The organism is Bacillus sp. EB106-02-03-XG38 (assembly GCF_058792175.1).
In genome coordinates this window covers 1,324,161-1,346,184 of the sequence record NZ_JBYTED010000001.1, presented here as the reverse complement: position 1 = coordinate 1,346,184, position 22,024 = coordinate 1,324,161, and the positions used below count along the sequence as shown (strand labels likewise).

Annotated in this window: 20 protein-coding genes and 1 pseudogene; 16 read left to right on the top strand and 5 right to left on the bottom strand. The window is 34.4% G+C overall.

Going from position 1 to position 22,024, the window contains the following annotated elements:
• The first annotated feature begins 63 nt into the window (after window positions 1-63).
• The 5 genes and pseudogenes from AC3WTI_RS06875 (at window position 64) to cuyA (ending at window position 5,532) form a co-directional block, all read left to right on the top strand.
• Complete coding sequence (locus AC3WTI_RS06875; RefSeq protein WP_097840772.1) at window positions 64-858, top strand: MerR family transcriptional regulator; 795 nt, start codon at window positions 64-66, stop codon at window positions 856-858.
• 109 nt (window positions 859-967) lie between these two features.
• Window positions 968-1,111 (top strand): annotated as a pseudogene (locus tag AC3WTI_RS06870) (CPBP family intramembrane glutamate endopeptidase); the annotation flags it as partial.
• Window positions 1,112-1,273: 162 nt separating this feature from the next.
• Complete coding sequence (locus AC3WTI_RS06865; protein WP_097840771.1) at window positions 1,274-2,815, top strand: serine hydrolase domain-containing protein; 1,542 nt, start codon at window positions 1,274-1,276, stop codon at window positions 2,813-2,815.
• 196 nt (window positions 2,816-3,011) lie between these two features.
• A complete protein-coding gene (locus AC3WTI_RS06860; RefSeq protein WP_097840770.1) occupies window positions 3,012-4,244 on the top strand; it encodes a DUF4073 domain-containing protein in 1,233 nt (410 codons plus the stop codon).
• Between the two features lie 292 nt (window positions 4,245-4,536).
• Complete coding sequence (cuyA, locus tag AC3WTI_RS06855) at window positions 4,537-5,532, top strand: D-cysteate sulfo-lyase (protein ID WP_097840769.1); 996 nt, start codon at window positions 4,537-4,539, stop codon at window positions 5,530-5,532.
• Between the two features lie 170 nt (window positions 5,533-5,702).
• On the opposite strand, the gene AC3WTI_RS06850 is transcribed toward cuyA, so the two are convergent.
• The gene (locus AC3WTI_RS06850) at window positions 5,703-5,993 is read right to left on the bottom strand and encodes a hypothetical protein (protein ID WP_097840767.1); all 291 of its coding nucleotides are present in this window, start codon (window positions 5,991-5,993) and stop codon (window positions 5,703-5,705) included.
• Between the two features lie 104 nt (window positions 5,994-6,097).
• On the opposite strand from AC3WTI_RS06850, the gene AC3WTI_RS06845 reads away from it, so the two are divergent.
• The 3 genes from AC3WTI_RS06845 (at window position 6,098) to AC3WTI_RS06835 (ending at window position 9,372) form a co-directional block, all read left to right on the top strand.
• On the top strand, window positions 6,098-6,517 hold the full coding sequence (locus AC3WTI_RS06845) for a YhfM domain-containing protein (protein ID WP_142286548.1): 420 nt from the start codon (window positions 6,098-6,100) through the stop codon (window positions 6,515-6,517).
• 926 nt (window positions 6,518-7,443) lie between these two features.
• Window positions 7,444-8,889, top strand: coding sequence for a L,D-transpeptidase family protein (locus AC3WTI_RS06840; protein ID WP_492304347.1), 1,446 nt, complete (start codon window positions 7,444-7,446; stop codon window positions 8,887-8,889).
• A 267-nt stretch (window positions 8,890-9,156) separates the two neighbouring features.
• A complete protein-coding gene (locus AC3WTI_RS06835) occupies window positions 9,157-9,372 on the top strand; it encodes a hypothetical protein (RefSeq protein WP_048525353.1) in 216 nt (71 codons plus the stop codon).
• Window positions 9,373-9,515: 143 nt separating this feature from the next.
• Here AC3WTI_RS06835 and AC3WTI_RS06830 read toward each other — a convergent pair whose 3' ends face one another.
• Window positions 9,516-10,889 (bottom strand): sensor histidine kinase, encoded by a 1,374-nt coding sequence (locus tag AC3WTI_RS06830; protein ID WP_097840765.1) that lies wholly within the window; start codon window positions 10,887-10,889, stop codon window positions 9,516-9,518.
• Window positions 10,886-11,560 carry a response regulator transcription factor gene (locus AC3WTI_RS06825; protein ID WP_087956703.1) on the bottom strand — a complete coding sequence of 225 codons (675 nt, stop codon included), beginning with the start codon at window positions 11,558-11,560 and terminating at the stop codon, window positions 10,886-10,888. The genes AC3WTI_RS06830 and AC3WTI_RS06825 overlap by 4 nt, the downstream gene beginning before the upstream one ends.
• A 392-nt stretch (window positions 11,561-11,952) precedes the next feature.
• Between AC3WTI_RS06825 and AC3WTI_RS06820 the strand changes: the two genes are divergently transcribed.
• The 5 genes from AC3WTI_RS06820 to AC3WTI_RS06800 all read left to right on the top strand — a co-directional run bounded on the left by AC3WTI_RS06820 (window position 11,953) and on the right by AC3WTI_RS06800 (window position 16,930).
• Window positions 11,953-12,423, top strand: a complete 471-nt coding sequence (locus AC3WTI_RS06820; RefSeq protein ID WP_097840764.1) for a hypothetical protein — start codon at window positions 11,953-11,955, stop codon at window positions 12,421-12,423.
• 20 nt (window positions 12,424-12,443) lie between these two features.
• Window positions 12,444-12,767, top strand: a complete 324-nt coding sequence (locus tag AC3WTI_RS06815; protein WP_097840763.1) for a PepSY domain-containing protein — start codon at window positions 12,444-12,446, stop codon at window positions 12,765-12,767.
• A gap of 540 nt (window positions 12,768-13,307) precedes the next feature.
• The gene (locus AC3WTI_RS06810; RefSeq protein WP_142286549.1) at window positions 13,308-13,874 is read left to right on the top strand and encodes a TetR/AcrR family transcriptional regulator; all 567 of its coding nucleotides are present in this window, start codon (window positions 13,308-13,310) and stop codon (window positions 13,872-13,874) included.
• Between the two features lie 58 nt (window positions 13,875-13,932).
• On the top strand, window positions 13,933-15,789 hold the full coding sequence (locus AC3WTI_RS06805) for an alpha/beta fold hydrolase (RefSeq protein ID WP_097840762.1): 1,857 nt from the start codon (window positions 13,933-13,935) through the stop codon (window positions 15,787-15,789).
• Window positions 15,790-16,270: 481 nt separating this feature from the next.
• Window positions 16,271-16,930 (top strand): protein kinase family protein, encoded by a 660-nt coding sequence (locus tag AC3WTI_RS06800; RefSeq protein ID WP_087956708.1) that lies wholly within the window; start codon window positions 16,271-16,273, stop codon window positions 16,928-16,930.
• A 377-nt stretch (window positions 16,931-17,307) separates the two neighbouring features.
• Here AC3WTI_RS06800 and AC3WTI_RS06795 read toward each other — a convergent pair whose 3' ends face one another.
• Window positions 17,308-17,685, bottom strand: coding sequence for a hypothetical protein (locus tag AC3WTI_RS06795; protein ID WP_087956709.1), 378 nt, complete (start codon window positions 17,683-17,685; stop codon window positions 17,308-17,310).
• 372 nt (window positions 17,686-18,057) lie between these two features.
• Between AC3WTI_RS06795 and AC3WTI_RS06790 the strand changes: the two genes are divergently transcribed.
• Together AC3WTI_RS06790 and AC3WTI_RS06785 are read left to right on the top strand one after the other, a co-directional pair.
• The gene (locus tag AC3WTI_RS06790) at window positions 18,058-18,219 is read left to right on the top strand and encodes a hypothetical protein (RefSeq protein ID WP_175562458.1); all 162 of its coding nucleotides are present in this window, start codon (window positions 18,058-18,060) and stop codon (window positions 18,217-18,219) included.
• Between the two features lie 296 nt (window positions 18,220-18,515).
• Window positions 18,516-18,902: a DUF1259 domain-containing protein gene (locus AC3WTI_RS06785; RefSeq protein ID WP_142286555.1), complete on the top strand. Its 387-nt coding sequence runs from the start codon at window positions 18,516-18,518 to the stop codon at window positions 18,900-18,902.
• A 219-nt stretch (window positions 18,903-19,121) separates the two neighbouring features.
• On the opposite strand, the gene AC3WTI_RS06780 is transcribed toward AC3WTI_RS06785, so the two are convergent.
• On the bottom strand, window positions 19,122-19,718 hold the full coding sequence (locus AC3WTI_RS06780; protein ID WP_087956711.1) for a hypothetical protein: 597 nt from the start codon (window positions 19,716-19,718) through the stop codon (window positions 19,122-19,124).
• 382 nt (window positions 19,719-20,100) lie between these two features.
• Between AC3WTI_RS06780 and AC3WTI_RS06775 the strand changes: the two genes are divergently transcribed.
• The gene (locus AC3WTI_RS06775; RefSeq protein ID WP_087956712.1) at window positions 20,101-21,579 is read left to right on the top strand and encodes a DHA2 family efflux MFS transporter permease subunit; all 1,479 of its coding nucleotides are present in this window, start codon (window positions 20,101-20,103) and stop codon (window positions 21,577-21,579) included.
• Window positions 21,580-22,024: the final 445 nt, after the last annotated feature.

The window sequence follows — 22,024 nt, the reverse complement described above, 5'->3', positions numbered from 1 at the left end:
ATAATGTAAAGAATATGAAGTATGAATGTAATAAATTAAGTAGCAATGATAAAGGAGAGCGTAATGTACACAATTGGACAAGTTGCTAAATTTTTAGATGTATCTAGAGATACTTTAAAGTTTTATGAGGAAAAAGATTTGGTCAAGCCGAAGCAAAATATTGAGAATGGGTATAGAAAATATAATCATTTTGATATATATGATATAACAACGGTCAATTTCTATAGGGAAATGGATATCGAAATAAAAAAAATTCAGGAATTAAGAAAAGGTAAGAGTATAGAGGAAATAAAATCACTGTTGGAAGAGAAAGAACAAGAAGTTTTAGAGGAGATAGAATATAAAAATCTTCTTTTAAAAAAGGTTCAAATTGTAAAAGAAGATTGTGAAAAAATAAAGCAATTCTTAGGGAAATACGTAGTAAAAGAAATGAAGCCTTTAGAAGTAAACGGAGAAATAGAGCATTTTACTGCATATGATGAATATGAATCTTTGAAAAAGAACACGGATAGCTTAAAAAAGGCAGTTACTTTAAATTCTTTACAAAGAGTTATACATTTCAATGAAGAAGGTATTATAGAAGAAAAATTTATTATTGTAAGAAAAGTAGAGGGCTCTGATAAAAGAGTGGAAGGAAAAATTCTATCGCATCCAAAATGTATTTATACAGTTATTGAAGATGGAAGGTGGGCAACTGGAGGGGAAAGTATTGATCATAATGTGGAATCCAGTTTAAGAAAAGCGGCGATAGAACAAGGATATGAGCTTTTGGGGCTAGTGTATATAAATATATTACTTACCACGTATGAAGATGAACTTGAGCGTATATTTTTAGAAGTTTATGCACCTGTAAAATAATGCAAACATGTATTGACCTGTGAGTAACCCCCAGGTTTAAGCTGAAAGTATTTGTAAATATAAATACTATTATGTTTACGAAATACTTAGTTTGAAATGGGGATTGTGCATGAATAGAGAAAAGAAACTAACAAAACCAGTAGTGAGTTTTATCGTACTAACCAATATCATTTTTCTGCCACTTTTTTTGCTTGTAGGAGCTATAAGTATGCTAGGATTCCCAGCATGGGTTTTTGATGTAATGTTTTGTATTGAATTCAGTGTTCTCGAATAAAGAACAGTCCACCCTAAATATGTAGATATTTGATTTTTATTACAAATTTGTAAGGTTAAGTAATGAAAATCGATAGAACTAGATATGTGAATAGGATACTCTGATTGTCAGATAGAATATTCTGAAAAAGAGGTAGAGCAAATGAAGAATAGACAAAAAGCATCGATAATATGCAAAAGTATTTTATGTTTCATCATTTGTATATTTATTACGAATGAAGCATGGTTTACAAATGTGGTGAGGGCAGAATCCGGCACGCTGACTGATAGGAGTATAGAGGATTTCAAAAAAAATTTGGATGAACAGGTACCAAAATGGCAGGAGAATTATGAGGTACCAGGGGTTGCAATAGGGATTGTACATGAGGGGCGTATTGCTTATACACTTAACTACGGTTATGTAGACAAAAAGACAAAAAAAGCGGTGAGTGATGATACTTTATTTCAAGCTGGTTCTATATCTAAAAGCCTTACAGCGTGGGGAATCTTGCATCTTGTAGATGAAGGACGTTTATCACTAGATGATCCCGTTGAAAAATATCTGACCAAATGGAAATTATCTAATTCAGAGTTTCATAATAATGAAGTCACAATAAGAAGATTGTTAAGCCATACAGCAGGGCTGTCTGCACATAAAGGATACCTCGGGGTTGCACCAGGGAAACATCTTGACTCTATTGAGGAATCTCTGTCTGGAAAAGGATGGATTAATGAACCAGTGGAGGTGACCAATAAACCAGGTTCAGAAACAATTTACTCTGGTGGCGGATATACAATTTTACAACTTGTAATGGAAGAGGTTACCGGAATACCGTTTGATCGTTATATGGAAGAACAAATTATGAAACCTTTAGGAATGAAATCTAGTTCATTCTTACAACGTCCTGAAAACTATAACCTTTCGAAAGCTTATGGATATTTTGGAGAGGAGCTCCCTAGTTACCAATTTACCGAACAGGCTGCTGCAGGTCTTAAGACAAATGTTACGGATATGATGACATTGATACTTGCAAGCATGGATGCAAATATTAAAGGGAATGGTGTCATCAAAAGTGAACGTGTTACGGAAATGCAAAAGTCAGTATTAGGGGAGAATGGTTTAGGTATATTTGAAAAAAAACTATCTAATCAATGGAAATTACTTTATCATTCTGGTGACAATCGAGGCTGGCATTCTTTTTACGGTTTCATTCCTAATACAAAGGATGGATTGGTAATCCTTACAAATGGTGAAGGCGGTATAGACTTACGACAGGATATTTACCACGCATGGATTGAATATGAAACGGGAAAATTACCTGAAAGTTACTTCTCTCTATCTGAGCAGAGAAAAAGTAATTTCATTACATCAATTGTTATTGGAGCCATACTCAGTGTATATTTGCTGCTATTTGCAATTAGATTGTACAAAGGTAGAAGAACCCTCATTTTTAAGCAAGAGAAGAGATCCTACATCGGATTAGTAGTTAGGACATTTTTACTTATTAGTACCGCTATCCTCGTTTTTTGTGCTGCCTATTTGTGGAGAGTTTTCAGCTTGAATTCCGGTAATACAATAAATTTTATTTTAATAATGGTATGGATTATAACGTTACTAATTAGTGGATTTTTCCCGAAAATTAGAAGTAATAAAAAACAACGTATGAAACGAAAAGGTTTAACATCAAAATTTACATGTATGTAATGTTAAAGGCTAGAAAGCTAGATTGGCGTGAATCGCTAATTGTGGTTTGCAAAAAACGACAAAATCTCTTAAAAAACAATTAACTTTTAACGTCATCTATCTTTACAATCCCTCCCTATAATGTGAAGTGGACAAGCACCTAAGAGAAAGCAGAACATGTCAGTTTGTACAATTATTTATTAGGGGGAGAATTTGTATGAAAAAGACAGTTGCTTCGTTAGCAGTTATGACAGCATTATTGCCGACGTTTTCAGCACATGCGGAAGGGAAAGAGCAAGTTCGAAAATCAGCTACAACTTTTAATGTTATTAGTGACATTCAAGGGGATTTAGGGGATTTTGATCACGTATTAAAAGATATGAACAAAGTGACACCACTTTCTAGAGCACTTATTATGAATGGGGATATAACGCCAACGGGACAGCAGTCACAATATGATGATGTAAAGCGTGTGCTAAACAAAAATAAGCATCCAGAGAATGTATGGTCAACTGTTGGGAATCATGAGTTTTATGCTGGTAAATGGACAGCTGATGGGAAGCTATCTCAAAGTACATGGCCAAATGGTGTAACGGAAGAGACGCTATTTGGTCGCTACTTACAATTTAGCGGGCAAGAAAAGGTATATCATAAAAAAGAATTAGACGGTTATCCGCTTTTATTTTTAGGAACTGAAAAATATATGAAATACCACGATTCAAAAATGTGGGATGAAGTATTTATGAGTGATGAGCAACTAGGTTGGTTAAAACAAAATTTAGAAGAATATAGTCAAAAAGATAAAAATAAGCCAATCTTCATTTTCTCTCATCACGTTTTACCTGATACAGTATCTGGATCGAGACAATCACCGTACTTACAAGATTATTTAAACGTCGATAAGTTGTACGATATATTAAAAGACTATCCGCAAGTTGTTTTCTTCACGAGTCACACGCATTGGGATTTAAACTTACCAGACTGGGCTGGTAAAAAGAAAATTGCAGGCGGAGATAAAAAAGGATTTACTGTTGTAAATACGGGTGGGATTGAAACGGGCTGGATGTCGGCTGGACCAAATGGCGGAGAGAAGACTGCTCCTGATGGTTATTCATTTAAACAAGGGCTACAAGTGAAAGCATACGGTAGCGATGTAATGGTGACAGCTTATGATTACAAGCGTGATAAGGAAATCAAAAAATTATTAATTAGTGATTCGAAAGTCGCACAAATGGCACCAAATGTAACGGCAGATGATAGTAAAAATGTAATCGTCGGTGCAACGGAGTATATGGAGTACTCTGTAGAAGGAACGAGTGAGTGGAATACGTATAATCCAGGAAATCCTCCAAAATTTGATGGAAACAAAATTGTATACGTACGCCATAAAGGCGAAATGAATTTAGAACCAGGATTAACACAGCTTCTTCGATTTTCGGAAAATAAGTGATTGGAGAGGACCCACTTTTTAATGAGTGGGTCTTTTTATGATGTCGTTTTTGGTCGGTAAGTCGATATATTGAAAAAATCGTTGATATATTTCAAGTTATGAACGATATATTTGAAAAATCGTCGATATAAATTTCATGTACCGTATTGAAGCTAAAATCTTTAATACAATTCCATTCACCAAAACCGAATTCTAATATATTTTTCCACCAGAAAGATGACTTCATCATTTTTACATGTAATAATAGTATCGTTACATACATTGTGAAAGAAGTACAAAAGGAGCGTTATTCATGAATTTAGCTAAATTCCCGAGAAAAAAATATACAGAGTCATATACACCAATTGAAAAATTAAACAATTTTTCTGAGGCACTTGGTGGGCCGACTATTTATTTTAAACGAGATGATTTACTTGGTTTAACAGCTGGTGGTAATAAGACGAGAAAGTTAGAGTTTCTAGTTGCGGATGCACAGGCAAAAGGTGCGGATACGTTAATTACAGCTGGTGGCATTCAGTCCAATCATTGCCGCCTAACACTTGCAGCTGCGGTAAAAGAAAAAATGAAGTGTATTCTTGTATTAGAAGAAGGACTTGAGCCAGAAGAGAAGCGAGACTTTAACGGAAATTATTTCTTATACCATTTACTAGGTGCTGAAAATGTAATTGTTGTACCAAACGAAGCAGATCTTATGGAAGAGATGCATAAAGTCGCGAATGAAGTTAGTGAAAAAGGTAATACACCATATGTAATACCAGTTGGTGGATCAAATCCTACTGGTGCAATGGGATACGTTGCTTGTGCGCAAGAAATTATGGCACAATCATTCGATCAAGGAATTGATTTCAGTTCAGTTGTTTGCGTAAGTGGCAGCGCTGGTATGCACGCTGGTTTAATTACTGGTTTTGCAGGAACACAAAGTAACATTCCTGTAATCGGAATCAACGTAAGTAGAGGAAAAGCAGAACAAGAAGAGAAAGTAGCAAAACTTGTAGAGGAAACGTCAGCTCACGTTGGTATTCCGAACTTTATCCCGCGTGAAGCTGTTACATGCTTTGATGAATATGTAGGACCAGGTTACGCGTTACCAACGCCGGAAATGGTGGAAGCAGTTCAATTACTCGCGAAAACAGAAGGTATTTTACTGGATCCAGTGTATACAGGTAAAGCGGTAGCGGGACTAATCGACTTAATTAAAAAAGGTACATTTAATAAAGAAGACAACATTTTATTCGTACATTCAGGTGGTTCACCAGCTTTATATGCGAATACATCTTTATTTGCGTAAGTGTGAAAAAGCATTGGGTATCCAATGCTTTTTTGTTATATAATGGAATTATTAGAAGGTGAGAGGAGAGCGTATATGAGTTCAAACTTACAATGGATTATATACACGGTACTCGGCATTTCTATTGTACTCATTTCATTTGTGGCTTATGGGATTTATTTATATTTTACTTAAGTGAAATGGTAACCAAACCAAAGGAAAAATAAAATGACCGCTGTGTTAAATAGAGTAAAGCATAAACCGATAATGGCTAACATTTTTTTCTCAGATTGGCTACAAAAAGAGATGACTGCTAATATGATTGCTATAACAGCGGAAGTTAATATGAAGTAGGCGAAAGGCACAACATATTCTACTCCAGCCCGGTCTAAAATAGGTGTGAAGAGAAAGAGATTCATAGTAACGAATATACTTACAATGAGAAACGTATAACTTTTCCAAGTGTATGTTTTTATTTGCATGGAACGAGACACTCCTTTCTCTTTATTATTTATATTTTTAAGTTTAAATTAATTACCTTTATTTTACAATTTTAATTATTTTGTATTGAAAAGAGGGTATTAATATGAAATTTAGAAATTTGTCTCTAGTTATTATTAGCATCTGTATACTCATAATAATCGGTTGTTCAAATAAACTAGGAAATGAAGATCAAACAATCAAAGTGCAAAAACATACGGATGATAAATATGAAGATTTGAAGGTAGTTACAGATAATAAGCAAGTTCAGCAAGTAAAGAAAATATTAAAGGATACTACTTTTGAAAATAAAAAAGTGGAAATGCCTCGTCCACCGGATTATCAATTTGTTTTTCAATTTAAAAATCCGAAAATAGAGGCGAAAGCAGTGTTGTATCAAATTTGGGTAAGCCCTAATAAGGATAAAGTGGAAATCATCTCAGGAGATAATCGGTACGCTCAATTAGAAGAAAAAAATGCAGCCACTTTGTTTCGGATTGTTACAGGGGAGAAGTTAACTGAATAAACATATATGGTTATAGGAATTCAGTTCGTATTTTTCATTTTGAGAGATAATTAGTTTTCAACAATAATAGCTATATATTTATATTGGAATAAATATTGAGAATCGGATAAAATGGAAATTGACTTGATGGGCATGAAGTTTTACGTTTATATGCGGATTAATGTGTCCATTAATCCGCCAATGAATAATAAACCGAGGAAATATATTGTTTTTAGAAAGATTCGATGTTATGTTTAATTTTCTTAATATAATATTTCGTTTATATAGGAGTGGCTATTTGAAAAAATTAATATTATTGGTTGTATTGACTACATGCTGTCTTACTATTGCAGGATGTTCTAATAATAGGATTACACCAAAGAAAGAGTCTAAAAGTTCAACACCAGTAAAGATTAAGCGTATCAATAAAGCGTGGTATAAACATATATGAAAGTTTTTAAGAACTTTGAAATTGTTGATGATAAAAGTCATAAGGTGAATTTAATTAGGCCAATAGTAGAGTTTGTGAAACTTGGTGAAAAGCGGGAAGCATAGTTCGCATTTAATTAATAAAATATGCGGCATTAAAATATTCACAAAAAAGAGTCTACATGTAGGCCATTTTTTGTGGATATTTTTCATAAATAAGAGATATTCTATGTTGACTGACTCTAACTTGGACCTTCTAAAAATTACTTTACTAGGTTAAAATGTTTATAGCGTTTCATCCTTCAAGATGTGAGGGTCCTCATAATAACTCGATTGATGAGGTCCTTTTTCACGTTATCTACCATCTTTATATATCTTTCTATTAAAAAATCTAACTTTAATAGATTAAATGAGATGAAATCTGGAAAAAACAATGAAATTTCAGGGAAAATAAGGTACACTATTCAATGGTTTTGGTTTAAAATCAATTGACGTTTATGTATACGGGGGAAAGATTGATGAATAACAATATAGTAAATGAATCTGTTGAAGAAGTTGAGAAAAAACGGGTAAGAACAAAAAAACGTTTTACAAATTGGAAGCTAATCGCAGCGGGTGGCGGTGTAATTGCACTTCTTATTGGGGGAATGAGTTATTATCAGGCAACTCATTTTAATTCAAACGTTACGATTAACGATACAAAAGTCGGTGGTTTGAGCGCTGATCAGGCAATACAGAAATTAAAAACATCTGGACTAGCAAACAAAGTCTATATTGATCAACAACAAATTTTAGATGAACAAGATACAAAAACGGAACTGACGGAAAAAGATATCCCACAAGTTAAGAAATTATTAAAAAGCCAGTGGACATTTTTCCCTTCCGCAAAGGAAAAAGATTATTCATTGTTACCGAAAGGGGTAGATCAGTATCGTAGTGAAACGATGAAAAAACTTGTAGAAGAAAAGCTCGTTTCTATGAATGAAAAATTAAAAGCGCCTCAAGATGCTATGGCGAAGCTCGAACAAGGAAAAGTTGTTATTTCGAAGAGCGTTGATGGGAAACAATATGACGTTACGAATCTACTAAAAGATTACGACAAGCAGAAGCATAAAAGTGAAATTCATCTGAAGTCTGCATACATACAGCCTATTAAAGAAGACGATCCAATTATTAAAAAAGAAGAGAAAGCATTACAAAATCTTCTTACGCAGTCTGTTGATTATAAAGTACAAGGTGAAGTGTATTCATTAAAAGCAAAAGATTTAATTCAAAATGCGTCTATGTCAAAGGATATGAAAGTGACAATCGATGCGAGCGATATTCAGAAGAAGGTTGCTGAAATTAATAAGGCTAAATCTACATTACATAAAGACTTCGCTTTTAAAACACATTCTGGTTCAGTTATATCAGTAAAAGGACAAGGATACGGTTGGTCACTAGATGTGGAAAAAGAAACAAAACAAGTGCAACAAGCTTTTGAGCAAGGTGAAAAATCGCTTTCTGCTTCTAATATTCACGGGAATGGTTGGAAGAAGGAAGGGATTGGCTATGAAACAACAGCAAATAATGGCATCGGGGACACGTATGCCGAAGTTTCCATTGCGGATCAACAAATTTGGATTTATAAAGATGGAAAATTAGTTGTCACAACAAATGTAGTAACGGGTAAACATAGCACGGGTGAAGATACATCTCCAGGTGTGTGGTACGTTCTATATAAACGAACACCATACACGCTTAGAGGAAGTGCAGTAGGGAAAGCTGATTATGCAGTAAAAGTAGATTACTGGGTTCCATTCACAAATAGCGGCCAAGGATTCCATGATGCTGGCTGGCGAAAAGACTGGGGAAATAATGCATACTTAACAGGAGGATCAGGCGGGTGTGTAAACCTTCTGCCTAACGTTGCAAAAACTGTATATGATAGTTTGAACACGTATGATCCAGTTATTGTGTACTAGAAAATAGCTGCAGTATTAAGAAAAAACACCTCTTGAATTCACATACGAAGTATGTAAATTCAATGGAGGTGTTTTTTAGTTTGACAACAAAAGTTCATTGCTTATAAGAAACAGATATTCAAATAGTCAATAAAATTGACATTGAATATCATTTTCATTTATTATGGAAACGTCGCATTTAATTTAGACATGACTTTTTTATTCATATAATAGATTGCTAATAAGTGTCCCATTTAAGAATTAAAACGTAGGAAAGGGAATATAAAAATGAACTGGAAAAAAGGCGGATTATGGATTATTATTTTTTTCATTGTAAAAGGTACGATTTCTACACTTTTACTTGTCACAGGTGCTAAGTATTTTAATTTATCATACATGCAACTTTTCGCACTAGTACTGATCTTATTACTGATTTCTCTCATCAGCCGAAAATTACTGCATAGACATAAACAAAATAAAAAGCAAAAAGAGCTAAATATATAATACAGCCCCAGAGACCTTTGGATTTCTGGGGCTGTATTTCGATATTTTTCCATATGAATATGAACTTAACAGAACAAAATGCAACGGTTACTTTTATATAAAGATGGAAGAATCTTTACTTTGGAGCTACAAACATTCATACATTATGCTCGTTTTTCAATTGGTAGTTTAAAAGTAAATGTACTGCCTTCTCCTAATTTGCTTTCAACCGTAATTTCTCCTCCGTGTAGTTCTACAATCCATTTTACCATCGACAATCCTAAACCTGTGTTTCCAGTGCTTGAAGATGTTCGTGCTGTGTCAACTCGATAGAAGCGGTCCCATATTTTCGTAATATGTTGCTCGCTGATGCCTATGCCATTATCGGAGACTTTACCTATTATGTTGGTTTCATCACGGAACAGTTGCATATGCACAGTGCCGTTCGCTTTGCTATAAGCAATCGCATTCGTTAGTAAATTCATTAATAAACGCATCATCAATGTTTGATCTGCTTTTATAAACAGGTTTTCCTCTATATGAGTTGTTATATTAATCGATGTTTCTTGATCCATTAATGAAAGCTCTTCTACAACGATTTCCGTTAATTCACTCATATTGATGCATTCAAATTGAAAAGTATTATGGTTTCCTTGATCAGCTCTTGCTAACAATAAGAGTTGGGATAATAGCGCGGACATTTTACGTGATTGCTTTAAAATAACTTCTAACGACTCTTCCATTTCTTTCGGATTATTCCTCTGCGATAAAGCGTATTCGCATTGTGAAATAATAACAGATGTTGGTGTTCTTAATTCATGAGAAGCGTCAGATGTAAATTGTTTCTCACTTTCGAACGATGTCTCTAATCGCTCAAACATTTTGTCAAAGGTTTGTGCTAAATGATACATTTCGTCTTTCGGTGAACCTTGTAAATGAATTCTCTTCGAAAGATCTTTACCATCGCTAATTTTACTGGCTGAATCACTCATTTGTTGCACAGGTCGAAACGCTCTTTGTGTAATAAAATATCCTCCCACTGCCGCAATGAGAATAAGTAATGGGAAAGAGATGAGTGTTATGACAATAAGCGTATTCATCGTTGATGATAATTGGTTCATAGTCATTATTCCACGAATCCAGACTTGCTCATCGCCACCTGTATTATGGAGAAAATCATATACAATCCATTCTTTATTACCGTCTTTAATGGTTTGTATTTCATCGGATTTAAGCGAGATTTTTTTATTAAAGCTTGTTGGACTATTTCCTGCCAGCAGTTCACCTTGTTTATTATAAATGATGATATTTACTCCATCTTCTAAGGGTTCAAAATCATCGTCCATCTTTAATTGTCCATGCTTATATTCAATATCTTCCATGCTTTCTTTTACTGTGCTCTTCAATTGATCTTTCATATTAAAAAGCAAAACTTTATCTGAAGAAGTTAAAATAAAAGCTAACACGAGTGCCATAATAATTACAATTAGCCCTGTATACCACAGGGTTACTCTCATTTTGATTGATAGTCTTTTCATGATTCTACTCGCAATACGTAACCAGTTCCTCGTACTGTATGAATTAACTTCGTTTCAAACTGGCTATCAATTTTTTTACGAAGATAGCGGACGTAAACATCAATAATATTCGAGCCACCTTCATAGTCGTAATTCCACACATGTTGCTCTATTTTATCTCGTGTCAGCACAACTTCTTTATTACGAATCATATATTCTAAAATCGCAAATTCTTTACTGGAAAGAGTAATAACCTGGTCTCCTCTAGTTACTTTATGCATATTGCAATCTACCACTAGGTCAGCTATTTCGAACACATTAGATGTGTTTCCTGTATTTCTTCGCATTAAAACTCGAATTCTTGCTAACAGTTCGTCAAAAGCAAATGGTTTTACTAAATAATCGTCCGCACCTAAGTCGAGTCCTGTTACGCGATCGTCAATTGTATCTTTAGCTGTGAGAAGCAAGACAGGAGTTGTATTATTGTCCGCGCGTAATCTTTGTAATACTTGTAAACCATCTATTCCGGGAATCATTATGTCAAGCACAATCAAATCGTAGGTAGCCATGTTTATATAATCCAAGGCATCTTCTCCATTTCCACATGCGTCGACACTATAATGTTCTGCATTCAATCGTTTTACCAATATATTTTTTAGGTCTTGTTCATCTTCGACAATAAGAACTCGCATTAACATTCTCCTTTTTTCCTTATTTATCCCGCTTTAATGGGCAGTAAGACCCCCACCTCAAAATGCAGTGAAAGCAAAGAAGTTAGGAGGGGGGTCGGGCTGCCCATAAAAGTCCGATTGGTGAGGGCTGATTAAAGTTTCACTTTATATGTATCACTATAATTCCAAAACATTAAAGAAAGATTAGAAACGATTTAATTATATCATTTTATCCAGCATTAACGGGCAGTAAGACTCCTCCTTCAAAATTCGGCGAATGCGAGGGAGTTAGGGGAAGTCGGGCTACCCGTAAAAGTCTTCATTTTATTTTTTGTACATTAATCTTCCTTTAATGTTTGTTGAGTAATATAAAGGCAAGGATAAGGTGCACATGTAAAGGGAGGAAAAACAGAATGAAAAAGTGGATGTTGATTGGAGCAATGTCTTGTGTATTCTTAACAGCTTGTTCTACTCAAGCTGATAAGAATACGGAAGTACAACAACTGAAGGTGGAGAATGATACATTGCAAAAAGAAAGTTCTCAACTACAACAAGAACCAATCAAAACACAAGCTGCTGCGAATGATAGGAAGCAAATACAAGATTTCAAAAACGAAGTCACATCTATCGTTGAAAAGGCAAATAACACGAAACCAGTTGGATCAAAAGAAGAAAACTTAAATACGTACTTAGCAGCAAAAAAAGAAATTGATCAATTAGATGACAAGATAGATCTGTCTGATAATCAGCTAGAAGCAGATTATCACGCTGGAACGATAACGATTGAACAATATAAAGCGCAAGAAAAAGAATACGATATACTGGAAGATCAATTAGAGCAAGCAGAAAATGGACTCGAAGCAAGATTTGGAATAGATGATTAATCATGAAGGAGTGGATGAAAATGTTAAAACATAAAAAGAAAATAATAATAAGTGTAATTGCTATTTTAATAAGTGGTATTGCGATTGTTGGTGGATATTATGGTATGGGTTACAATTATGCTAAAAAGAATGAAAACTACACAGAGAAACAAGTTCGTGAAATTTCTTTAGCGCATACAAATGGAGAAATTATGAATGTGAAAAAAGAATTCGAATTAGAAGATGACAACTTAACACAATCTACATTTGAATATGAAGTGGAAATTAAGACACCTGATAATCTGTTAAATAGTTTAAAAGTTAGTGCTAGAACAGGTACAATAGAAATCGATAAAGAAGATTAAAAAATATCGACAAATAAAATATTACGTATTTGATTTTTGTTATCGATAGCGAAGAAAAAGACGGTTCCCTAATTTTACAAGGGAATCGTTTTTTTTTGGTTCTATGGATCTATGCATTTTTTATACTTTTCTATCCTCTTGTCAGTTATTGGATTAACCGAAAAACTGTTTAAAATCTATACCCTTAGTGTGATTTTTTCGAAATACTGGCGGCATCCCATCCCATCAAGCTAATATTTTCATATCCCCTAAATTAAAATTTTCTTTCTCTACAGATAGCTATTTTGAGAAGCCGCTCATTTTTTCGTTTTGGGGCATTTCTTTTTCTTAAGTTGATGGGGATGTATGGTGACCCCTATGAGACGATAGTGAATTAACAATTTCGGGGTTCAGTTTAACTGTATTCAAAATAAGATTTTTTTACAGTAAAATCAATGTTAGTGGAACTTTTTTTAATCAAACTTTTTTCAAAATTAACATAAATACTTGCAATATTCTAATTAGTACTATATAGTTCTAGTTATGACAAAGGTAAAATTAATGAATCAAAAACGTGTGATTGAAGTAGCTGCAACATTATTTTTAGAAAAAGGGTTTGCTTATACAAGTATGGATGAATTAGTACGTGTAAGCAAAGTTTCAAAGTCTAATGTGTATTATCACTTTTCTAATAAGGAAGTATTATTAGAAGGGGTCGTTGATTATTGGATTGAAATGTATCAATCTGCAATTGATGACGTGCTTTCTCAGAACCAATTTTTAGTTGAAGATCGTATCCAACTGTTTTTAAAGCAATTATCACAAGGAGTTCAGTCGAGAGAGTATAAGGGGGGCTGTCCATTTATTACTCTTTATATTCAAAGTCCTACACAGGCCACGCAAATAAAAGAAAAAATAGGTCTTTTTTTTACAGGATTACAAGAGAAAGTTTCTCTATTACTTAAACAAGGGGTAGAGAATGGAGAATTCAGAAATACGATTAATATTGATGAGGTTGCATCACTTTTTATTACAAATCTTGAAGGAGCGTTATTTATTTCAGAAACATTGAAAGATGCAACTGTAATCACGAAAACAGCAGATCATTTTTTAAAATTGCTTCGATAAAAGAAGCATTTTTTTTACATCAAATTAGTACTGTATAGTACTAAAAAGGAGATCTTATATGAGAACAGTATTTTTAACTGGTGGAACAGGCTTTATTGGAAAGCAATTAGTGAAACAATTAGCCAAAGAGGATGTTAAAATTCTTCTTTTAGTGAGGTCGAAAAGTAAAGCAATACGCCTTTTTCAAGAAAGAGGCATCTTAAAAAAGTCAGTTATGCACTTTATTGAAGGTGATTTGACGAAAATAGATTTAGGTCTAAGTGCTGAAGATAAGGAGAGAGTATTGAAAACGGATGTGATTATTCACGCAGGAGGTCCCATGGATATTCAAGCGACAAGTAAAGAGGCATCTTCCGTATTTGTAAATGGCGCAAAACATATTAGTGAATTAGCTAAAAGTATTCATCAATTGAAGGGCTTGCAACAATTTATTCATGTTGTAGGTTATATGAGTCCCTTTGATGATAAAAATAGTAAGATTGCAATTGATGTGTTTCAAGAAGGAAACAATTATTTGAAAATAAAAAATCCATATGAGAGAACAAAATTTTTAGCAGATCTTTATATCCGTCAGCAGGCATCAGCAGTAGGTTATCCGCTTTCTGTAATTAATCCGCCAACTGTAGTCGGTAGTAGTAAAACAGGGAGTACAGAGCAGATAGCAGGATTAGGTTTGCTTGTGATGAGTATGCGAAGAGGGCTCATGCCAGTGATTCCTGGAGGTAAGGGATATAGGTTACCACTTATTTCAAACGATGAGCTTGCGAAGTTTATTGTGCAGGTTTTCAGATTGGAGCAACCGACTATTCAAACATATACACTTGTTGAAGACAAACAGCACGATCAGAACATTGCTGAATTATTAAGTGTTATGTCGGAAAGTATGAATATGAGGGCACCAAAAATCTCTGTTCCAATGCCATTTATGAAAGCAATTATGAATAGTGGAGGAAGTAAAATAACAAAAATCCCTACTGATGGACTGAATTTTATTACAAAACAAAAATTTTCAAATGTTTCAGCGGAAAAAATTATGGGAGGAGATTGGTTTAAAAAGACGAGTGTAATGAAATTTTTCCCTGCCGTAGTAGCTGATCTGGATTATCGAATGATGTATCAAAATGGCCGGCATAATCATGTATTTAAACGAACATTATGCGATAACACTACCCTTTACCAATTACAAGGAAAGGGTAAACCGTTTATTTTATTACATGGTTTATTGAGTGATGGAGAGGATTTATTTCCTTTAGCACAAGAGCTTCATGAAAAAACTGGTCAACCTGTATGGATTTTGGATCTTCCAGGTTTGGGACGTTCTCCTTTTAAACGAGAGAAAAATCTTCTAGATATCTATTTGAATGTAGTGAAAAAGTTATTGGAGAAAGCTACGAATGGTGCACATCTAATTGGCCATTCATTCGGTGCGTTTATTCTTCTAGAAGCATTGGTACAAGAGTACATAGATAAGAAGTATGCAATCACTTTACTTCAGCCACCTGTTGCTAAAAAAAATGTTAAATCGCTAAATGTTCCTCAATTTATGAACAAATGGGCATTAAAATTGGCAACTACTAATTTGATAGAGCGTTATTTATTAAGTAATGGTTTGTTTGAAAGTACGGAGAGCATTCCTGAACATTATATTGAAAAAATAAGAAACAGTTTTACTTCTCCTAGAATATTAAATACTACGGTTCAGCTTAACAGTTTACTACTGAAAAACGATCAAGGTGATTTCAATGAAGTAACAAAGTATAATCTTCACATTATTTGGGGGGAGTATGACAGAGGCTATTCTGCTCCATCGCATCTTGGTAAGGTTGATTTTGTTCCATATGGCCATCATTTTCCTCTTAGCCATCCGAGTGAAACGGCAACATTAGTAATAAAAAATAGTAATACTAGCAGATGAGAGTGTGGGATAAATAAAAAGTGTGTAGCAAGATTGTTGTGTCTTTGAAATAAAATTGTACTGTATGGGGTCCCGCCCTATGCCCATAAAGTTAAAAGCTCATACCACCCCCAGAACGTTTTGTATAGCACCGAGGTTCATCCTGTTTTACCGATTCAGATGAAAAGCTAAGCTATACTTATGCGATGAACAAACATATATGTAGCATGGCTAATAAACGAAGAGAACTTGCACTAATAAAAGCTCTTATACGGTTGTCTCTGAAAAAATGAAAATACGTAAATGGTGGGGGGAATTGTTTTTTATAAGGTTTTTAGTAATGAATAGTGAAATAAATAGTAAGTATTCAACAGTTAAAATAAAACAAGTCATCTTTTCATTTTAAGAAAAAAGATGTCTCGTTTTATGATAAAATTCACTTAGTGTATATTTTCGTTAAAATGTGGGTGGGACCCCTTTTAGCAAAACCGGAGTGGAAATGATGAGTATAAACAGTTTTGTGGGATTGATAAAGGACGAATTATTAAAAGAGGTAAACATTAGAAGTGAGGATGAATTCGAGCCTGTAGTAGTTAAAGATATTCCTAGACTTTGGAAGTGTCTAGGGATAGGTAATTATGCTGCAGTATTTATGCACAAAGAGTACAAAGATTGGGTAGTGAAAGTTTACGCACGAGAAGGAGAAGGAATTGAAAAAGAGTCGGAAGTATACCGAAGAATTGGAGACCATCCTTCTTATTCGAAGCTTATATATAAAGGAGAAAATTTCATAGTATTGAAACGTTTAAAAGAAATTACTTTATACGATGCTATTCATAAGGGGATAAAAATTCCTAAGCAGGTAATCTTTGATATCAATGAAGCATTAGAGTATGCAAGGGAACGAGGGTTAACTCCTTGTGACGTTCACGGGAAAAATGTGATGATGGAAAACGGAAGAGGATATGTAGTCGATGTATCTGATTTCTTAAAAACAAAAGAAGATAGTAAGTGGAGAGACCTAGAAAAGGCATATTTTATATTTTATTTGCCTTTCATTTATAAATTTCCATTCCCTATTAAAATACCGTATTTTATGTTAAACATTGTTAGACATTCGTATAGAAAATATAAGAAGTTTAAAAAGAAATTCAAATTGTAAAAGGACCACATACTTATTTTTAGGTGATATAAGTGAACGACTAGTAAACGAAAGGACCGTACATATTAGATATGTCTAATATGTACGGTCCTATTTTTATGAATGCATGAAGTAATCAGTAAGCTGTACCTTTCCTTTTTCACGCAATTACTTATTTTTTTCTTGAAGCCCTTTATTCTTTTTTCTCTATCTTTTCAGTTCTTCTTTTAAGAGAAGTAATGATGGCGTTTTGATTGTTCTCGTTTTGTTTAAACCTAGAATCCGCAAATACTTTTTCTTGTTGATTTTGCAAGAATTGATGCGTTCTTTGAGCTCTGTATGGTTATACAGTGGGTTTTACTCACTCAGGTTTCCTTCTGTCACACTCTTGAAGTTAATTATATTTTTCTACGTACGAAATAAAAAGATAAGGACCCCATAATAACAGGTGCAACGAAATCAAAGAAATGGGATAAATTAAAGGGAAAAAGAAAAAGAAATGGTATAAGTGTATAGATAACTGCTTGTCCTATAAATACAGGAATCCCAAATTGAAATTCTCTACATCGTTTGATTTTCCTGTATAACACTTCCCCAATTAGACAAGCTACAAGAGCCGGTATACTACCATAAGTGACGATCGTTTTAATGAATCCTAATACAACGTTCGGGTGAATAAAGCTAGGATGAGAAATATATGAAATCATGAACCATCCAAAAATAAAAGCAAACAGACTTGCAGCATAACTAATTCCAAATTTTATCAACGTAATCATCCTCACAGTTTTCTAATAGTAAATCCATTGTATGACATAACGCATCATTAACAGTAGTTAATGATACATATAATTTTCGTTTTTGTGGAATTTGCTTTTTCTTAACATGATAACGAGGGGGGAGCCATAAATTGTGGGAAATCTCCATACTTCTATTAATTCGTTAGTTGAAGAAGAATTTGTTCCACAACTCTTAAGGTATTATAATATGAAAAAATTAAATTCACATTCTGCAATTCATTCAAATTGGCCAATCATCGCATCTTTTGAATGCCCTTAAAGTGCTAAACTTAAGCAAAATAATTAACCATCCTATGCAAGAAAGTTTAGATAACTATAAGCATATGTTTTATTGAAGGGATGTGATTGACTATGGAACGTCCGAATTGGGGAATTGGAGGATTAGTATTCGTTGGCTGCATGTTTCTTGGCGGAGGAGTGGGATCTATATTAGGTGATACCCATGCTGGATGGCTAGTAGGAATGGGCGCTGGATTTATTGGGATGGCTTTAACGAGACTGATCAGAAAGTAATATAACAGGATTCTGCTCCCAGTAAATAAGGAAATATGTATGTAATTCATGGCATAATTGTTTTATAAATTATAGTTAGAACCTTCTCTTTTCTAAATTTATCCATACATAGATATGATTCTCAAGTCGGAAGATGGCACCTTAGGGTGTTTTTTTATGCTCTCTGAAAATGCCTTACCATATAATAGACTTCGTTAGATTCCGATAATCTTTTTGTAATAGAATGGATTCATTACCGTTTCAGACCTAAATATTCATTCATAACCTAATAGAAAAAAGGGGGGATGATTCAAGGTATGGCGTGTAATGATGAATTAATTTGTCAACAGTTTGCAAAGATTATCGGTGGCCAAGAAGGATTCGCCGGTGGAAAATGCGTGGCAACAATAAATCGGGATGAAATACAAGCAACTATTTTAGGAAAACGTTTTAGAGTAACAAGTTCCTTCTCATTCGAATCACGAGATAATAAAACTGGACGAGCATTATGTCTAGGCCGGATAGCGCTATTGCAAAAAGAAGTCAACGGATTTGTTGCTACAATTATTAAACAAGGAATAATCGTTTCGTCTATACACAATGAGTGGTTATGTGATGATCCAAATTTAATTTACGTTAATATCGAAGACGTTGATGATCCGCTAAATTTCGCAAGGAAAGTTAGAAGAGCGTTATGCAATTAACCAATTTATTTAGTTAAATGAGTATGTTGGTTAGAATATTTCAGATTGTTGAATGGTTTTATAAAGTGAAAGAAGACGTTCCATATTTGGAATGTCTTTTCTTGATGTTTTTATAATTTGAAAAACGAGGAAACGAACTTGAAGGGAGTATGTTTGAGAAGATTAAAAGGAAATGGTTTTTAATTCTTGGCTATGGATCTATCCTCCCGTTCTAATTAACTAAAAGAAGAACTTTCCCATACCCATTAGACTACTAAGCATTCCGATTCCATTCATGGTGCCTTTTCCTAATGTAAGTAAGTTTCCAAACATTCCCGGCTGAACGTTATTCCCCCATCCCATAGGACTTACCTGTCCTCCCCATCCTGGAGGGTTTCCAAAAATACCCCAGTTATTATTGGTATTAAAATTAAAAGCTTTGGCTGGTGGCGATAGTAAAGCGGCAAGATGACCTTGTGCGAACATGCCTGTATGATTGAATGGTTGAGCCCAGGGGAAGTGAGGTTTTTGAAAGTTAAAACCCGTATGGCCTTGTAATGGAGCCCAATTAGCGGGAGGTCCTTGGGGCATCAACCCTGCATAATGGATTGGCTGACCTAGAGAGAAGGGAGGGGGCTGGGGATTGAAACCCGTATAATTAGCTGGTGAATCCCAACCAAATGGATAAACTCGATAACTCCAATTCTCAGGAACCTTCAAATCATTCATTCCCTCAGCTTTAGCTATTTGGGGCTGTAAATATAATGATGACATTGCAATTTGGTTATTATATTGCTCACCGTTGCCCTCTGAATTCAAATACCAACATTGGTGCATAAGCTTATTCCCCTCACTTTAAAAATGTAATGTTAGACTTAGCCTATGTAATATTTCTTTTTATGAATGGTTACATAACTAGATTTACAAGCCTGTATTTAAAAGGTGTATGGACTTGTTGATTTATCTTACTATTTGTGGGCAATAAGACAACTCCACCTCAACATTCAACCTAATTTAATTTCTGTTAACAAACGTGTTTATAGAGGGTTAATCAATAAAAAAGATTGTAACATGTTATGTTGAGCAAATAGAATTGCTAAAAAGAGAATATCCATCCGAAGAGTTTGGCAAAATACTGCAAGGGCAATGTATTCTTGTGCAGATATGCAAACGGCTTAAACGAATTAATGGAATATATAATGAAGGGGTAAATGAATATATGAGTGAAACATTACATAAAAGAAAGCCACCATATTTAATGCTTGTAATCCTTTTTATTGGGGCATTTGTTTCATTTCTAAATAACTCGCTTTTAAATGTGGCTTTGCCATCCATAATGAAGGATTTAGACATTAGTGATTATTCAACGATCCAGTGGCTTTCTACAGGGTATATGCTTGTAAGTGGTATATTAATTCCAGCCTCAGCATTTTTAATAACCCGCTTCTCCAATAGGAGCTTATTTATTACATCTATGTTGATTTTTATTCTTGGTACAGGCTTAGCGGCTTTAGCACCTAACTTTAGTTTATTATTGACTGGCCGAATGGTTCAAGCAGCAGGTTCTTCAGTCATGGGGCCTTTGTTAATGAATATTATGCTAGTAAGCTTTCCGAGGGAAAAAAGGGGAACAGCAATGGGGATTTTTGGGTTAGTTATGATTACAGCCCCAGCAATTGGACCGACACTATCGGGTTATATTGTAGAGTATTATGACTGGCGTTTGCTTTTTGAAATGATATTACCATTAGCAATCATTAGCTTACTGTTAGGGATTTGGAAATCGGAAAATGTCATGAAGCAAAATAAAAATGCAAAACTTGATTATCTCTCATTATTATTATCTTCTGTCGGTTTTGGCGGTCTGTTGTATGGATTCAGTTCTGCAAGTTCCGATGGTTGGACGAATAAAGTTGTTTTAACAACCTTAATCATAGGCGCTATTGCTCTAATTGCTTTCATTATCCGTCAATTAAAAATGAATGAACCGTTATTGGATTTACGTGTTTACAAGTACCCAATGTTTGCACTTGCGTCTGTAATTGCAATTGTCAACGCAGTGGCTATGTTTTCGGGTATGATTTTAACCCCAGCTTATGTACAAAACGTCCGCGGTATTTCGCCGCTGAGCTCTGGGCTGATGATGCTTCCAGGTGCGGTAATAATGGGGATTATGTCACCAATTACAGGTAAACTATTTGATAAATATGGCCCTCGTATTCTTGGTATAGTAGGACTTTCCATTACAGCCGTTTCAACTTATATGCTGGCAAACCTGCAACTCGACTCTAGTCACACGCATATTATTCTTATTTACACACTGCGGATGTTTGGGATGGCGATGGTGATGATGCCGCTTATGACAAATGGCCTTAATCAATTGCCAACGCGCTTAAATCCGCATGGTACAGCTGTTAATAATACAGCTCAACAAGTATCTGGGTCAATTGGTACTGCTATTCTTGTTACGATCATGAATTCTGTAACAAAAACAAAAGCTGAAAGTCTAATGGCTGATGTAGATCCAACAACCTTCACAGAAGCTACGAAGGCAATGTTAACTCAGAAGGCTTTATTATCCGGAATTCAATATTCGTTCTATGTAGCGCTTGGCATGAATGTTGTTGCACTACTATTGGTTTTTTTCGTTAAACGTGTAGATACAAGTGCGGAAGCTGTCGAGAGGTTAAATCGGTAGAGAAAAATAAAACTTTAGATCATGATTCTTATAAGTTTTTACTGTTTAGTTAGACTATGAAGAAATGCGAATTTCTGCTGCTAAGGCGCTGGTCTTTAAAGCTGGAAAAGAACCACTGAAATAATTATATATAGTAAAAAGGATCTGATATTCATATCAGATCCTTTTTCATTAGCAACACAGTATACTTATTTATCGTATTTGTTTGAATTGATATGAGAAGCTACTGGTTTTCCAAATACTACAATCTTTAGCTCTCAATTTCTGATAAACATTATCATAATACACTTCATTTTCATTTAGTATTTTTTCTGCAAGTTATAAATGTAATAGCAACAAACAACTTAGATTATGAACCTTATAAGCAATATCATAATCGTGAATAGTTAGGGAAAAGATAAAATAAGGTAATCAATTACATAGCTTTATCCCAGGCGATTCATTG

Coding starts and splice junctions, on each gene's coding strand:
- AC3WTI_RS06875 (WP_097840772.1), top strand. CDS start 64: ATGTACACAATTGGACAAGTTGCTAAATTTTTAGATGTATCTAGAGAT.
- AC3WTI_RS06865 (WP_097840771.1), top strand. CDS start 1,274: ATGAAGAATAGACAAAAAGCATCGATAATATGCAAAAGTATTTTATGT.
- AC3WTI_RS06860 (WP_097840770.1), top strand. CDS start 3,012: ATGAAAAAGACAGTTGCTTCGTTAGCAGTTATGACAGCATTATTGCCG.
- cuyA (WP_097840769.1), top strand. CDS start 4,537: ATGAATTTAGCTAAATTCCCGAGAAAAAAATATACAGAGTCATATACA.
- AC3WTI_RS06850 (WP_097840767.1), bottom strand. CDS start 5,993: ATGCAAATAAAAACATACACTTGGAAAAGTTATACGTTTCTCATTGTA.
- AC3WTI_RS06845 (WP_142286548.1), top strand. CDS start 6,098: ATGAAATTTAGAAATTTGTCTCTAGTTATTATTAGCATCTGTATACTC.
- AC3WTI_RS06840 (WP_492304347.1), top strand. CDS start 7,444: ATGAATAACAATATAGTAAATGAATCTGTTGAAGAAGTTGAGAAAAAA.
- AC3WTI_RS06835 (WP_048525353.1), top strand. CDS start 9,157: ATGAACTGGAAAAAAGGCGGATTATGGATTATTATTTTTTTCATTGTA.
- AC3WTI_RS06830 (WP_097840765.1), bottom strand. CDS start 10,889: ATGAAAAGACTATCAATCAAAATGAGAGTAACCCTGTGGTATACAGGG.
- AC3WTI_RS06825 (WP_087956703.1), bottom strand. CDS start 11,560: ATGCGAGTTCTTATTGTCGAAGATGAACAAGACCTAAAAAATATATTG.
- AC3WTI_RS06820 (WP_097840764.1), top strand. CDS start 11,953: ATGAAAAAGTGGATGTTGATTGGAGCAATGTCTTGTGTATTCTTAACA.
- AC3WTI_RS06815 (WP_097840763.1), top strand. CDS start 12,444: ATGTTAAAACATAAAAAGAAAATAATAATAAGTGTAATTGCTATTTTA.
- AC3WTI_RS06810 (WP_142286549.1), top strand. CDS start 13,308: ATGAATCAAAAACGTGTGATTGAAGTAGCTGCAACATTATTTTTAGAA.
- AC3WTI_RS06805 (WP_097840762.1), top strand. CDS start 13,933: ATGAGAACAGTATTTTTAACTGGTGGAACAGGCTTTATTGGAAAGCAA.
- AC3WTI_RS06800 (WP_087956708.1), top strand. CDS start 16,271: ATGAGTATAAACAGTTTTGTGGGATTGATAAAGGACGAATTATTAAAA.
- AC3WTI_RS06795 (WP_087956709.1), bottom strand. CDS start 17,685: ATGATTACGTTGATAAAATTTGGAATTAGTTATGCTGCAAGTCTGTTT.
- AC3WTI_RS06790 (WP_175562458.1), top strand. CDS start 18,058: ATGGAACGTCCGAATTGGGGAATTGGAGGATTAGTATTCGTTGGCTGC.
- AC3WTI_RS06785 (WP_142286555.1), top strand. CDS start 18,516: ATGGCGTGTAATGATGAATTAATTTGTCAACAGTTTGCAAAGATTATC.
- AC3WTI_RS06780 (WP_087956711.1), bottom strand. CDS start 19,718: ATGCACCAATGTTGGTATTTGAATTCAGAGGGCAACGGTGAGCAATAT.
- AC3WTI_RS06775 (WP_087956712.1), top strand. CDS start 20,101: ATGAGTGAAACATTACATAAAAGAAAGCCACCATATTTAATGCTTGTA.